At 45.7% G+C, this 14,710-nt stretch carries 11 protein-coding genes and 1 tRNA gene; 6 read left to right on the forward strand and 6 right to left on the reverse strand.

Annotation, left to right across the window (positions count from 1 at the left end; translation table 11 throughout):
* Window positions 1-22: 22 nt before the first annotated feature.
* The 3 genes from hemL (at window position 23) to ACFPK9_RS05825 (ending at window position 5,535) form a co-directional block, all read left to right on the forward strand.
* Window positions 23-1,306, forward strand: a complete 1,284-nt coding sequence (gene hemL, locus ACFPK9_RS05815) for a glutamate-1-semialdehyde 2,1-aminomutase (RefSeq protein ID WP_377093884.1) — start codon at window positions 23-25, stop codon at window positions 1,304-1,306.
* Between the two features lie 125 nt (window positions 1,307-1,431).
* Window positions 1,432-1,506: transfer RNA gene (locus tag ACFPK9_RS05820), tRNA-Arg, on the forward strand.
* Window positions 1,507-1,710: 204 nt separating this feature from the next.
* On the forward strand, window positions 1,711-5,535 hold the full coding sequence (locus ACFPK9_RS05825; RefSeq protein WP_377093885.1) for an NACHT domain-containing protein: 3,825 nt from the start codon (window positions 1,711-1,713) through the stop codon (window positions 5,533-5,535).
* A 9-nt stretch (window positions 5,536-5,544) separates the two neighbouring features.
* On the opposite strand, the gene ACFPK9_RS05830 is transcribed toward ACFPK9_RS05825, so the two are convergent.
* The 4 genes from ACFPK9_RS05830 to ACFPK9_RS05845 form a co-directional block, all read right to left on the reverse strand.
* Window positions 5,545-5,727: a helix-turn-helix transcriptional regulator gene (locus ACFPK9_RS05830; RefSeq protein ID WP_377093886.1), complete on the reverse strand. Its 183-nt coding sequence runs from the start codon at window positions 5,725-5,727 to the stop codon at window positions 5,545-5,547.
* Between the two features lie 450 nt (window positions 5,728-6,177).
* On the reverse strand, window positions 6,178-7,371 hold the full coding sequence (locus ACFPK9_RS05835) for a glycosyltransferase (RefSeq protein WP_377093887.1): 1,194 nt from the start codon (window positions 7,369-7,371) through the stop codon (window positions 6,178-6,180).
* Between the two features lie 6 nt (window positions 7,372-7,377).
* Window positions 7,378-7,956 (reverse strand): hypothetical protein, encoded by a 579-nt coding sequence (locus ACFPK9_RS05840; protein WP_377093888.1) that lies wholly within the window; start codon window positions 7,954-7,956, stop codon window positions 7,378-7,380.
* A 248-nt stretch (window positions 7,957-8,204) separates the two neighbouring features.
* A complete protein-coding gene (locus tag ACFPK9_RS05845) occupies window positions 8,205-8,978 on the reverse strand; it encodes a hypothetical protein (protein WP_377093889.1) in 774 nt (257 codons plus the stop codon).
* 248 nt (window positions 8,979-9,226) lie between these two features.
* Here ACFPK9_RS05845 and tig point away from each other — a divergent pair, with 248 nt between their 5' ends.
* The 3 genes from tig to clpX all read left to right on the forward strand — a co-directional run bounded on the left by tig (window position 9,227) and on the right by clpX (window position 12,853).
* On the forward strand, window positions 9,227-10,564 hold the full coding sequence (gene tig, locus ACFPK9_RS05850) for a trigger factor (protein ID WP_377093890.1): 1,338 nt from the start codon (window positions 9,227-9,229) through the stop codon (window positions 10,562-10,564).
* A complete protein-coding gene (locus ACFPK9_RS05855; protein WP_377096567.1) occupies window positions 10,557-11,207 on the forward strand; it encodes an ATP-dependent Clp protease proteolytic subunit in 651 nt (216 codons plus the stop codon). The genes tig and ACFPK9_RS05855 overlap by 8 nt, the downstream gene beginning before the upstream one ends.
* Before the next feature lie 362 nt (window positions 11,208-11,569).
* Window positions 11,570-12,853 (forward strand): ATP-dependent Clp protease ATP-binding subunit ClpX, encoded by a 1,284-nt coding sequence (gene clpX, locus ACFPK9_RS05860; RefSeq protein ID WP_377093891.1) that lies wholly within the window; start codon window positions 11,570-11,572, stop codon window positions 12,851-12,853.
* 65 nt (window positions 12,854-12,918) lie between these two features.
* Here the strand turns inward: clpX and ACFPK9_RS05865 are convergent, their stop codons facing one another.
* A complete protein-coding gene (locus ACFPK9_RS05865) occupies window positions 12,919-13,143 on the reverse strand; it encodes a type II toxin-antitoxin system RelE family toxin (protein ID WP_377093892.1) in 225 nt (74 codons plus the stop codon).
* A gap of 120 nt (window positions 13,144-13,263) precedes the next feature.
* Window positions 13,264-14,709 (reverse strand): sulfatase, encoded by a 1,446-nt coding sequence (locus ACFPK9_RS05870; RefSeq protein ID WP_377093893.1) that lies wholly within the window; start codon window positions 14,707-14,709, stop codon window positions 13,264-13,266.
* Window position 14,710 lies beyond the last annotated feature (1 nt).

Genomic DNA, 14,710 nt, shown 5'->3' on the forward strand with positions numbered 1-14,710 from the left:
CATTTTATAAAAGAATAGAACAATGGTAGGTCCACTTTCCCAAAAACTTTTCGCTAAAGCAAAAACAGTCATTCCTGGAGGCGTCAACTCACCCGTCCGCGCATTTAAAAATGTCGACGGTGACCCGTTCTTCGTCCGCCGCGCTGCAGGATCTCGCATCACTGATGTAGACGATAAAACCTATATCGATTACGTCGGCACCTGGGGACCAGCGATTCTTGGACACGCACCTATCACAATTACCCAAACGATCCACGAAGTCGCGAAAGACGGTGTCTCATTTGGCACCCCATGCCCGTGGGAAATCCAAATGGCGCAAAAAATTGTCGATTGGGTACCCTCTGTCGAAAAAGTACGCATGACCAATTCCGGTACGGAAGCCACGATGTCCGCGATCCGCCTCGCACGCGGCTTCACCGGACGCGACAAAATCATCAAATTCGACGGCTGCTACCACGGCCACGTTGACCACCTTCTCGTCGCTGCAGGTTCTGGCGCTCTCACCCACGGCGAGCCCGACTCCGCCGGTGTCCCTAAAGACTTTTCAAACCAAACCATCGTCCTGCCCTACAACGATTTTGAAGCCATCCAAACCGTCTTCGACTCGATCGGTGACGAAATCGCAGCCATCATCCTCGAGCCCTTCCCTGCCAATGCTGGTTTTGTGTTCCCGCGCGAGGGCTACCTCCAGTTCCTTCGTGACATCACTACCAAACACGGAACTGTCCTTATCTTTGATGAAGTCATGACCGGCTTCCGCCTCGCTAAAGGCGGCGTGCAAGAGCTCGTCGGTATCACACCGGACCTCACTTGTATGGGCAAAGTCATTGGCGGTGGATTACCTGTCGGTGCCTTCGGTGGACGCTCAGACATCATGGACTGTGTCGCACCCATCGGGCCCGTCTACCAAGCCGGCACGCTTTCAGGCAACCCGCTCGCCCTCGCCGCAGGCCTTGCCCAGCTCCAGGCACTTGAAGATGCCGATGGCTATACCCAGCTCGAAAACAAAGGCGCTCAACTCGAAGCGGGAATCAAAGGACTACTGAAAGACCATGGCCTCGACTTCACCTTCCACCGCGCGGGCTCTATGTTCTGCCTCTTCTTCACCGATAAAGAAATGTGGAATGTCAGCGATGTCAATGGCGCCGACATGGACGCCTTCAAACGCTTCTTCTGGGCACTACTCGATGACGGAGTCTACTTAGGTCCAAGCCCTTACGAAACTAACTTCATCTCCCTAGCCCACTCCGCAGGCGACATCGATGACACCCTCGATGCCATGTCTAAGGCATTTAAGAAAATCTAGCACATTTTGAGGTTGTAAGGCGGCCTCAAACCCGCCTTACTCCCTCCTAACTAAGCGGTGTTCAGGAAAAGCCTTTCTCCTTTTTCCTCACCACTTTTCCCTCCCGAGCAACGCTCGGGCACAATGGTCCCATGGTGTAATGGATAACACATCGGTTTCCGGAGCCGAGGATCCGCGTTCGATTCGCGGTGGGACTACCAACCCAAAAACCACCAAACCTATAGATAATATAGGAAAACCTCCCAAATGAAGAAAATTGTCGTTTTCCTCCATTCGCTCCAATTCTCCCGTTTTCGCCACGAAAAAGTGAAACAGACTGGAGACATAATATTTACATAGGCGTAGGCAATACTAAAAACTCGTAAACTTTCATTATAGCACTTTTATTAAAACCCATTATCGTGATGCAAAACTTTTCTTCGTTCAACTCCACCACCTTTGAGCAATTAGCCAGAGAGATAAGTCTAGAAGTAATCGGTTCTCATGTAAAAGTTTTCGGGAACGGGCCCGATGGCGGTAGAGAAGCTATCTTTGAGGGTCCGACAAAATATCTCAATTGGGACGGATATGGAGTTATTCAAGCCAAATTTAAAGAAAAATCAGAAAGTACCCAAATTGACCAAAATTGGGCTGAAAAGCAGTTAAAAAATGAACTTGAACTATGGAAAACTAAAGGCAACCGCCAACCAAAACCCGATTACTTTATTTACGTTACGAATGTTGAATTAAGCTCAGCAATAAATGGCGGTAAAGACCGAGTCACAGCAGTTCTAGAAGACTATAAAGAAAACTCATCCTTAAAAGGATACGCCATATGGGACGCCATACAGTTAATCGCCTTAATTGGTAACTCTGAAAGCATACGCAACAAATATACAGATTTTTTCACACACGGTGACTTCCTACATCAACTGGTGAAAAGATTACCTGAAGGCCACGACTATGACCAGTTACTCCAGAAGTGTGCAACGGTCAACATACAAGAATGCCGTAATTCAAAAATTGGACAAGCAGGTGATAGAACAGAAGCCCAAATAAACCTTGCTGATGTATTTGTGGATTTACCAGTAGATTCAAATTCTGAAGAAAATACTTTTCTTGGTTTTGAAAAAATACTGCACCTTTCAGAAAAAAGGTTAAATCCAAAGACTCTCTACCAAGGCCTTGATGATGAAGCACAAAGGAAAAACAACCTTGAGAATTGTTCTAACTTCTTATTTCTTGGAGGTCCAGGTTCAGGTAAATCAACATTTGGACAATTTTTCGCGCAAACTCACCGTGCTGCAATTTTATCACAAGTCGAACCTGCGACCCTAAACTATCAGGTTCGATCCATTATTAAGGGTATACAAAACTCATTAAGAAAAAAAGACCTCTCACTCCCCAATAACCCGCGTTTCCCACTTGTGGTCGAATTAAATGAATTTGCTAAGAAATTAGCAGATAAAGATCCTACAACATCTAGTTTATCCATATATCTGCAGTCATATATCAATTCAGACTTAAAATGCCCCCATTCTGATTTCATCAAACTGCTGCAGCAGGGTAGATGGGTCCTAATATTAGATGGCCTTGATGAAGTTCCCACCTCAAGTAACCGTGCAGAAGTTATTAAGTTGATTCAAGAATTTACTGATGATTGTAGAGCTTGTGACATCGATCTTATGGTCATCGCAAGTTCACGCGAAGAAGGTTATGAGGGTGAATTCAACGATGACATATTAGCTGAACTAAAGCTACAACACCTTGGTGCAGAAAAAGCTGAGGAATGCGCAAAAAACTATATTAGAATACGTCAACCAAATAGGAAAACAGAGCAAGAGAAAACTCTAGCCATAATTAAAGGAGCATTAAAAACTCCGCTAGTGGCGAAATTAATGATTTCTCCTCTTCAGGTTACTTTCATGGTAACCATTGTGGCAGCTAGTGGTAAACCAAGTAATAGTAGATGGAGATTATTCAATGAATACTATAATACCATCTATTCTCGAGAGCTTCAAAAATCTGTTTCCAATTATGGTAAAATAATAAGTGAGCGGAGAACAGAAATTGATACTCTCCATCACCGCTCCGGAGTCATACTTCAACACCGAGGAGAATCTGAAGGAGGTACAACATCTGAACTAGAAACCGCAGAATTTCAGCAACTCATAACTCAATGCCTCAAGGAAAATGAAGTTTCAGAGGGTGAAATACACAATCTGGTCAGAGAAATTTGTGATGCCTCGCGACTTAGACTGGTATTTTTAACTAAAAGAACAGCAAACAAAATAGGCTTTCCTGTTCGCTCACTACAAGAGTACATGGCTGCTGCCCATATTACCAACAGAGACTCAAGTGAGATAATTAAAATTTTACACACCATTTCACATTCATCTTACTGGAGAAACACATTATTATTTTGTATAGGTCGTTTCTTCTCAGACCCCTCAAAGTACGAATATAGGGACTTAATCCGATCTTTTTGTGAAGACTGCAACGCTCATTCTCACAATGAAATTAGTAAAGTCGGTTCAAAAATTGCCATTGATATACTAGTAAATAATCTTAGCAACAATTCTCCTCAGGCGACTAAATCATTATCAAAAACAGCCCTTGAAGTATTGGACATACCCGCATTTCCAACATCGAAATACTATACAAGCCTAGCTGATGGGTACACAGACGACAGTAAGGAGGTTTTTAAAAAAGCTATACTCGAGAAAATAAATTCTCGTATGATATCTAAATCACTATCTGCTTGGCTATTACTCATTGAACTAACAAATAGGGATATAGAATGGGCAAATGACACACTTAAACAAAATTGGCCTAATTCTATAGAAGATCAGTCCTTCTTATTAAGTAGATGGTTGAATTCCGACCACTCTAAACAATTCAATCCTATTGTTATCAAACTTATTGAGGACTTGATACTCAACTCGACCATAGGTCAAAACGCTAAATTTGTTTCTATCAGAGTCATCGAGCGGATCTCGAGTGGCAGCCCTTTCTTAAAGTCCATAATCTATCTGTTTGACGATAGTGACATGGTATTTATTGCTTCTGATCCTACTTCTTTTCAGCTAGGCTTAGTAGACCTCCCCTCAAAAGAGAGGCAACAGGAACTAGAAATCCTAAAGAGTTATGGTCTAGAAAATGCTCATGAAGAATGGAAATTTATAATTTGCTTTATTGATTACCTTACAGATCCGACTTCGGATAATCTGTCTAAATCCTATCTTAAATTCAGGAGCTTAAACCCACCTGAACATATTAAAAAAAGTTTGTCTTTTTTCATGCCTTGGACTGTAGCCGCATGTGTATCGGCCAACTTAGAATATGCACTCGATACAGATCTAATGAACGATAGATGGGAGTGCGCTAATTTCGACATTAAAAATGAGCTTCAACAACCATCTAATGACAATATTTTTTATATAGCACACACCATAAGAATAGGTCATGGAGACAACAGTCAAGAAGGCCTAGAGTTATATATAAAACACTTCTTAACATTACTAAAGACTCAAGCCCCCCCTACAGAAGCACTTAAAAAGTCAGCTTTGACAGTAGTATTGGCTATTCGAAAAGCTGGTAACTTACACGAGTTATCGCCGTCATTTGTTAAAGAAAAAATTCTTCCTCTAAGAGATTGGTCTGTTACTTCATTTGAAATTAATCCAATTAATATCAAGGGTGACCACCTTCCATGGATCGATTTCTTTGATTGCCTAGGTCGAGACCACATTGACCATAAAAATGGGTTAGCTAGTTGGTTTGCAAATAATGAGTTCACTAAATGGGTGTTGGAATCTTGGATAAAGCATCCACATAAAAAAGGCCTATTGCTACTGTCATCCTGCCTTATTGGGGACAAAGATATCTTCGCTTCACTTAACAGAGAAATACCACAAATGCATGCCACCGATGAACTAGAAGAAAACTTATCATATTTAATTCTCAAAGTATATAGTTCGCGACTAGATAAATCAGATATAACATCCTTTGACAAAGTAAGCGCTCAACTAGCCGGAGAGTCAAGACTACGACTCGTAACTAAATTACTGAAAGCGTGTAAAACCAATCAAACATCTCTCTCAATCGAACTGGTCAATAAAATATATCAAGCTAATGAAGACCTTTATGGAGGCTATGCAGAGTCAATAATACATTCATACATGAACAGTTTTGAGAGTTCTATTATTCAGACACCAGTCATGCAAAAACTCACAGCAACTCTAAAATAAGCCTCAAATCTATGATTTGAAGCTATCACTCAAATTGATTGATAGCGCCCGTGCTATTTTCAAAAGGGAGTACAACGTTGGGTTTGTATCCAAACTTTCCACATGCCGTAGACCTGTACGACTAACCCCTGCCATTTCACTCAGACGTTGTTGAGAAATGCCCTGACGTTCACGTTCTGCCTTCAGAGCCATACAAATGGCTTTCACTTGCTCTCTTTCAGGGTCACTTTTCACATATGACCTTATATGGTCACAAGCGACTTGGCCCAAATGACCACATTATAAAAAGACCTTAGAAGCCACCTATGTCAAAGAATAAGCCCAAGCGAGGCTGCCTAAAGCCACCCCTTATCGTAATAGCGTTACCGTTGCTGTCATCAGCAAGCAAGATCCTGTCTATACATCAAGCCGTGAAACTGAAAGCGTCTCTGATAGAGAAGCTTTGAGCTAAGAAGTAAAGCAACGCGCTGAGCACAGTGCCAATAACAGCTTTGTCTATAATATCAGAAAAACGATAAAAAGGGGCTTCCCGGCTCCATTCTCTTTTCTGTTTAAGAACGCTGAACCTTCAACTCTTCATTTCAAAATCGAGCATCCCTGAATCTAGATCCGCGTTCGATTCGCGGTGGGACTACCACCCCTTTACTGAAGCAAAAGCTGTCGCCACTTTTCAGCGATTGCCGGCCATTGCCACTCAGGAGTTTTCATCCTAGCACGCCCAGCTTCACCAAGCGTATGACAATACTCTGGATCTTGGTAAATGACCTCTAAAGCAGCCGCGACTCCCTCAGCTGAGAGCTCAGCCATTTTTAAGGGAGAATAATTTGGCACTCTGAAACCAATCGGCTCGACCAACTCCGCAGCCCCCTGCCAGATTTCAGAACACGCACTATGATCGGGAACCACCTGCGGCTTTCCTGTAGCGGCATGTTCGCAAGACACCAAGCCCCAGCCCTCACCGCTTGAGGTATTCAGACCCACATCACAGGCATTGTAGAGGCGGTTAAGCTCCACATCACTCAGAGGTTCGACATCAGCAGAAAGAGGACTCCATAAAATTCTATCCGCTATCCCTAAGCTAAGGGCAAGCTCTCGCAATTCCCTCTGCACTTGATCGTTCGATTTAGCATGATGCAGACAAAGCTTCACTCCTGCTGGCTTACCCTCGGCAAAAAGAGCAAAACCCTTCAGCGTGATATCCAGACGCTTACGCACATCCGGCCGACTCGCATTTAACACAACAAAGGCCTCTTCTACGTCTTGCAGACTGGGAAAAACCTCTCGCTTGATAGCCACATTTTTTCCCTCCGCAGCCAAAGGATAGAAACTGCGTGTATCGACTCCATGTGCAATCACATGTACTTCTGACACCACTTCCCCACGACGCGCTACAGCATGCAACGCCCGTGTTGTCTCATCTGCAGCTCGCTGGGTATAGGTGACAAGCGTATCAGCTTTCAGCAAAGGCTCTGCGATGCGCACATCGTCTATCAGGCCATCCAACGGAAAATACACCACCGTGCGAAACGCCTGCTGATCTGGCTTCAAAATTCTAAAATAGTACTCAAACATCCAGATGTCGTGTAATAGGAACACCACATCTGGAGCCAAGCGTTCGATCAAAGCCTCCGCTGCGAAAACACCATACATGTCGCTCCCGTCGGAGTCGCACGGGTAAAGTGACCACGCTCCATCAAGCTGAGGGCCGTGATAACCAATACCGACTTGGTGAATCTCAAAATACTCTGTGAGCGGACCTAGTACTTCCTTTAGGACGCGAGTGAATCCTGTACCCTCGGAAGCCCAGCCCAGCACAAGCATGCGCGGAAGACTCATTCCAAATTAATCACTCAGTGATGTTGGAGTCCAAAGCTTTCCAGCTTCTGAGACATCGATATCTCGTAACTCGATAGTCAATAAAGCTGATACATTCATTTCTGTATCTACCCTTTCAAAACCAACTGCAGGACCTTGACCTTCGGGAGGAAAGAGCGTGTTGACTAATGTATAACTCATAAAGCCATAAGAACCGCAGCCAAATTGAGTTGCGATATTAATCATTCTCCGTAATCCCCTGCCTGCACCATACTTATCTAAAAATTTAAACAGCTCTCCCTGTGGAGTATCAAGCATGCTCAAACTAACCGATGCCACTACTAAAATGTACTTGTCATCGAGGTAGGGCTGAATAGCTGAAGGTACGGTCGTATTATCAGCATGAATAATGGAGAGAGGCATCTCTAATGTCGTCCGGTCTATCACCGCGAACCATAGTCCCGATTGCGGTGCTGATGGAGCTTTATAGGTGATAGCTGAAGATCCCGCTCCAATAATCAAAAGTGCAGGAGAGTGAGAACCATACGCCTGACTCCTTACCGAGAAAGCGACAGGTGAAGCAAAGTTAGCATTTGAAGTCGTCATAATGTATTTATTTTCATTTTCCAAAAATCAAAGAGGCCGCGTTATGAAACCTCTTCTAATTTGGTCCGCACGCTAACTAAAAACTAGTTAGAAAACCATCCTAAACTAACAGATTTTATCATCAAACTTCATGAATAAATCTCTCCGAGCCCAAATATTCCAAGCTCGCTACTCACTCAGAGTACGACAGCTAACCACATTCGCCATGCGAGCACGCTCATCATAGTCTCAAAAAGACATAGGTTCCTTTAATCAGATAGGCTCATATCACTCTTGTACAATTGGCCTTTAGACACAGCAGCCAAATTTTCGAGATTTCTATCGTAGAGGCTAGAAGGGACAGACTTTCCACCGATCACCTCACCTTCCGCATCGAGAATCAACACAGCGTAACCAACATAGCGCGCTCCTGAACTATTCTCCTTGTTCCCATCGACATAAGTAAAGTTGATAGCAGGCATCTCGAATTCCGTGCTTTCCCGTCCCGAAAGCTCTGGAACACTTTCTTTTTGAATATCCAAAATGAAATAGTTGCTACTCTTCTCCATAGATCGACCAATAGCAATCACCTTCATGTCGGCTGCGGCGGTGGGAATGTTATTATCGTCGTTAGTAACCGTGACTGTCAGCTGTAGAGTGTTTTTGACAGGTTGAGCAGGCTTCGACTTATTGCCATTCCTGTTCTTATTTTTCTTTGTATTATTGTTGGTGGTCTTAGGCTTCTCGATATCCTTACTAACCTTCACATCCACATCAAAATCGGTCGATAACCCTCCACCATCTGCTTTCCATTCGGCAATCAGAGTTTGAGATTCATCACTTAAAGAACTAAGGGGAATCGTCATCACCTTGCGAGCTCCAGACAGAAGCCTCACTTTTACATCGCTCTCTGTTGAGGAAATCAAATTAACCGTGATTACTTTCCCTTCAGCATTGCTCAAATCCACCTTCTTAGCTTTCACACCAACCACACTAAAAAGTAGGCATAAGCTAGAGAACGAGGCTACCTGTAATTTCTTCATTACGATCATGTACCTTAGCCTCCAACAAAAAGAGAGTGTAAAATCCTGCCGCTTAAAATTCTCCCCCCTCTGAAATACCTCTCAACCAACATTTACCTTGGAATTCACTAAAAAAGTGCGTCTGAACTGCCGATCCGGTTTTTCAGCTTTGACCTTTAACTAAAACTTGCCTAGTTTCCCGCCCCCGTGCTGAAGGACTTACGCAGTCCCGCACGAGGATTGATCCAATTTATCGAACCAATTTCGTCATGAACATCACAGTAGAAAAGAACACATGCGCTGCAACAGTGAACGTTGAAGTGCCAGCTGACAAGGTAGCTTCCGAGCGCCAAAACATTGTTAAGGCATACGTAGGCCAAGCAAATATTCCAGGTTTCCGTAAAGGCAAAGCTCCTGTGAAAGTCGTCGAAAAGCGTTTCGAAACAGAAATCAAAGAAGAGCTCACCAACCGCCTCGTTCAAGAGGGTTGCCAATCAGCAATCAAACAAGAAGAGCTTAAAGTGCTCAACGTGCAGGCTCCACAAACTCCTGAGTTCAAAGAAGACGGTGCCTTCACATTCGAAACATCTGTCATGCTTGCTCCTGAGTTCGAACTTCCTGAATACAAAGGTCTCGAAATCGAAGTTCCTTCTACTGAAGTAACTGACGAAGACGTCGACAACAGCCTCGCAGAACTCCAACAGCGTTTTGCTGACTTCAAGGAAGTCACCGACCGCGCCCTCGAAGACGGCGACTTCGCAGTAGTTGACTTCACCGCAGCTCTCGACGGCAAGCCAGTAGCAGAAGCAATCGGCAAACCAGCAGGCTTCCTCGAAGGCCGTGAAGGTCACTGGGTAAAGATCGAAGAAGATTCCTTCCTACCTAAATTCGGCCCACAACTTAAAGGTCTCAATGTAGGCGACAGCAAGGACGTCACCGTCACTATCGGAGAAGACTTCCCTATCTCTGAAGTACGCGGTGCAGATATCGTATTCTCTGTCACTATCAAAGAAATCAAGCTTCAAGAACTTCCTGAACTTAACGACGAGTTTGCTGGCAAGCTTCTCCCTGAAAAAGGCCTCGAAGAGCTCAAGGACGTAATCAAGGAGCAACTCACTCAAGAGAAAACACGCGCTTCTGAAGACGCTAAGGTCAACCAAATCGTTGAACAACTCAATACCGCTGTCGATTTTGAACTTCCTGAAGAACTCGTCGCCGCTGAAACTCAGGGCAACATCCAAGGCATGGCTCAACGCGCAATGCAACAAGGCATGACTCAAGAAATGCTCGAGTCACAGAAAGAAGAACTTGAAGAAAATGCAGCAAAACAAGCACGCATCAACCTCAAGACAAACTTCATTCTCCAAGAGATCGCCTTCAAAGAAGAGATCAAAGTCGAAGACCAAGACGTCCTTCAGCGCATCTACCAAATGGCTCAGCAAGAAAACAAAGAACCTAAGAAGTACATCAAGGAACTTCAGAAAGCGAATGCCATCCAAAATGTTAGAAACTCTGTCCTCATCGGCAAGACTATTGACTTTTTGGTAGAGAACGCAAAGGTTAGCGGTACAACAGAAAATGTTACCGAAGAAAACACCGATGCTTAATTCTCAAAATTCCAATCCAATGGCCCCGCAGGCCAACTATTACCCAATCCCTACGGTCATCGAACAAGATGGCCGTGGTGAACGCGGGTATGATATCTATTCACGCCTGCTCAAGGACCGCATCATCTTCATCGGCACTGCGATCGATGACCACGTAGCAAACGCTGTCATCGCTCAAATGCTCTTCCTGCAAATGCAGGATCCTAAGAAGGACATCCACGTCTACATCAACTCTCCTGGTGGCTCCGTCACCGCGGGACTCGCGATGTATGACACCATGCAGTTCCTCACTTGTGATGTAAACACCTACTGTATCGGTATCTGCGCCTCCATGGGCTCAGTACTCCTTACAGCGGGAACTAAAGGAAAGCGCTTCTGCCTTCCGAACTCACACGTGATGATCCACCAGGTTTCTGGCGGAGCGCAAGGCACGGCATCCGATGTAGAGCGCACAGTCGAATTCATGTACGGCCTCAAGTCTCGTCTCAACAACATCCTCGCTAAGCACACTGGCAAAACTGCCAAGCAGCTGGAAAAAGATGCCGACCGTGACAACTACATGTCTGCTGAAGATGCAGTCAAATACGGCCTCGTCGATAAAGTACTCGAAGTCAGCAACACCCCTGACGACAAAAAGAAATAGTACGCTGTCACACTCTTTGCAAAATCCCGCTCAGCTTCACCGCGAGCGGGATTTTTTGTAACATCGTGACTGAAGAGAAACGCTGAGTTATCGACAAAGTACCCGACACCACTTTTCTTTCGCGTAGCGCAATTCTTCAAGCCTCCAAAAAAATCATTCGTCTCTTTTGGAGTGCGATTTGCTATAAACACAGCAAGCAACCGCTGACGCTAATACTCCTTGCGCGCCCCTACAAATGGGTGCAAACTCCATAGACAAGCGACAGAACGCCCAGCCCTCTACAAGCTCGCTCAAATTCATCCAAATTTCACACTCAACATTTAACATCCTCAAAAAATCCAAAGATTTTCTGAACCCTAATTATGGCACGTTCAACCAATCTCACACTCTGCTCTTTCTGTGGTAAAAGCCACTCAGAGGTAAAAAAACTCATCGCAGGCCCCGGCGTCTACATTTGTGACGAATGTATCGATGTCTGCTCCACTATTCTTCAAAAGGAACTCAATGGAGTCACTAAATACGCGAACTCGCCTACCGACATCAACGCGCCTCAAACGCCAGCTCCTGACATCCTCACACCTGCTCAAATCTGCGCGCGACTCGATGAGTACATTGTCGGCCAAGAACACGCCAAAAAGACACTCTCTGTAGCGGTCTATAATCACTACCAGCGCCTCCGCCAGCATGATCACCCACACGATCCAGAACTCCAAGGCGTAGAGATCGAGAAATCAAACATCCTCATGCTTGGGCCCACAGGTTCGGGTAAAACACTCCTCGCTCGCACACTCGCTCGCGTGCTTGACGTTCCATTTTCAATCGTCGATGCCACCACACTGACAGAAGCTGGTTATGTCGGTGAAGACGTAGAAAACATCATCCTACGCCTCCTCCAGTCTGCAGACGGCGATGTCGAACGCGCCCAGCGCGGCATCATCTACGTCGATGAAATTGATAAAATCGGCCGCAAAACCGAAAACGTCTCCATTACTCGCGACGTCTCAGGTGAAGGCGTCCAGCAGGCTCTCCTAAAAATTCTCGAAGGCACCATCTGTAACGTCCCGCCACAAGGAGGTCGTAAGCACCCACAACAAGAGTACATTCAGGTAAACACCGAGAAGATTCTCTTCATCGTTGGCGGTGCATTTGTCGGCATGGAAGACCTCGTGCGTAACCGTCTCGGCAAACGCACACTCGGCTTCAAAGTCTCTGAAGAAGACGCGAGCAACCAAGAAGACCGCGAACTCCTCACTAAAGTTCAGCCTGAAGACCTCCTTCACTTCGGACTCATCCCCGAATTCATCGGTCGTCTCCCAGTATTCTCTGCTCTACGTAAGCTCGACGAAAAAGAACTTGTCAAAATTCTCACCGAGCCGAAAAACGCCATGGTCAAGCAGTACCAAAAGCTCCTCAGTATGAACGATGTCAAACTCGACATCACTGAAGACGGCCTCACCGCCCTCGCTGAAGAAGCGGTGCGCCGCGGCACAGGCGCACGCGCACTCCGCTCCATCGTTGAAGGACTTATGCTCAATGTCATGTACGACGTCCCAAGCCGCGAAGACATCGAAAGCGTCACCATCACGCGCGAAGTCGTCGAAGGTAAAAAAGAGCCAATCCTCAAAAAGAAAAAGAGCGCCGCATAGATCTAGCTGCGTCTAACAACTCAAACAATCAACACCCGCCCAGTTCGCTGTGCGGGTGTTTTGTTTCAATAGCGTACATCCTTTCTGTATCCCACTTTGACCACCATCACAATCAGCTCTTCGTCTTTCCACTTTTTAGAACCGCCAGGATATGGCTCAGCAGCTAAGGCTCGGACCACATTCAGAATCTTCTCCGCGTCCTGCTGTGGGAACCCTCGAAAATCCTTGCGAACGCGCTTAGCGAAAACGACCTTATAAAACGCCACCCAATGTAGGTAGCTAGCACGCACCAACTGATTACCTCAAACCAGTTGAAATACACGTACGCATACTCGAACCAACCCTCTGGCTGATTCCCCGCCTTCGTTAACGAGATGTCCCAAATCTGCAATCTCCAGAATACAACTGAACTAAAGCCCTAACCGCGCTGCAGTCTTCACCTTAAACTTACCCGGTGGCTTCGGTAAGCTAGGGTAATACGTTTTCACGAAGCTCTTGAGCTGCTGCTGCATGGCTTCCACCACTTCTGGCTTTTGCGCTGCAAGATTCGTGGTTTCACCAAGGTCTTCCGTGATATTGTAGAGCTCATCTTCGTCGCCGGTAAAAAACATCAGGTATTTCATACCCGTCTTTTCATCGAACATCGCCGCATTCGCCCGCTGCCCCCAATGAGGCCGACTATCTGGAAAATACCAATAAAACTTCCTCGGTTCCAAATCCTTCCCAGCGAACACCGGCAGCAAAGACGTGCCATCAGTCGGATGACCCGCAGGGATCTGCTGCTGCGTCCCATCCATCACCGTGTTGAACACATCGCCGATGAAAATAGGCTTCTCGTATTCTGTACCCGGCTTGATGTGACCATTCCAAACCATAAATGCCGGTACGCGAACCCCTGCCTCATAGGTCGAATTCTTCCCTCCATTCAATGGCGCACAAGGCACATCATCGGTAGTCGATCCATTGTCGGAGAAGAAAACGATCAAGGTATTCTCATACTCACCAATCTCTTTCAACTTCGCGACCACGCGCCCGACGGAATCATCAAGCGACTCGATCATTGCCGCGTACAGTGCATTCGTCTCGCTGCTCAAGAGCTTTGAGCCAGTCTTGGGATCGACTCGAAAAGTTTCTTTCATACCAAGTTCAGCGATCTTCTTTTCATATTTCTCAATGACTTCAGGCTTTGCCTCCTTCTTGTTATGCACCGTGTAGTACCAAAAATTGAGATAGAACGGTTTCTCGACATCGCGCTGATCGATCAATTCGAATGTTTCCTCAGTCAAACGATCCGTGAGATATTCACCTTCTTCCCCACCTTCCTTCAACATCGGCACACTGGTGCGTTTCGGACTCTTGCCATTGGGCTTCCAATTATACGGCCAAAAGTACGAACCCGGCCCCCACGCAGTCCAACCACCAATATTCACATCGAAGCCGAGATCCGTCGGCATCGTTTTCTGTTTCTCGTTGCCAATATGCCATTTCCCAACATGCCACGTCTGGTAGCCTGCTTCCTTTAAAAAATGCGGTAAAATCTTCTGCCCCTTCGGCAAGGTATGATGGTGATTCCACATTCCCAGCTTGAGACTATGTCTCCCCGTCAGAGCGGTGACTCGAGCTGGAGAACAAATCGCCGCTGACGTATAAGCCTGAGGAAAACGTATCCCCTCAGCGCAGAGCTTGTCGATATTTGGCGTCTCGTAAAGCTCCGCTCCAAAACAACTAAGATCCTTCCAACCCAAGTCATCGACGAGAAAAAACACCACATTCGGCGTCTTCTCTTCTGCATTCAATGACTGAGTCAGGCTAACCACCAACAGGCATTGTACTATTTTCCGTATTCCTCTCATCATC

Source organism: Rubritalea spongiae (assembly GCF_042652385.1).
Lineage (GTDB): Bacteria > Verrucomicrobiota > Verrucomicrobiia > Verrucomicrobiales > Akkermansiaceae > Rubritalea > Rubritalea spongiae.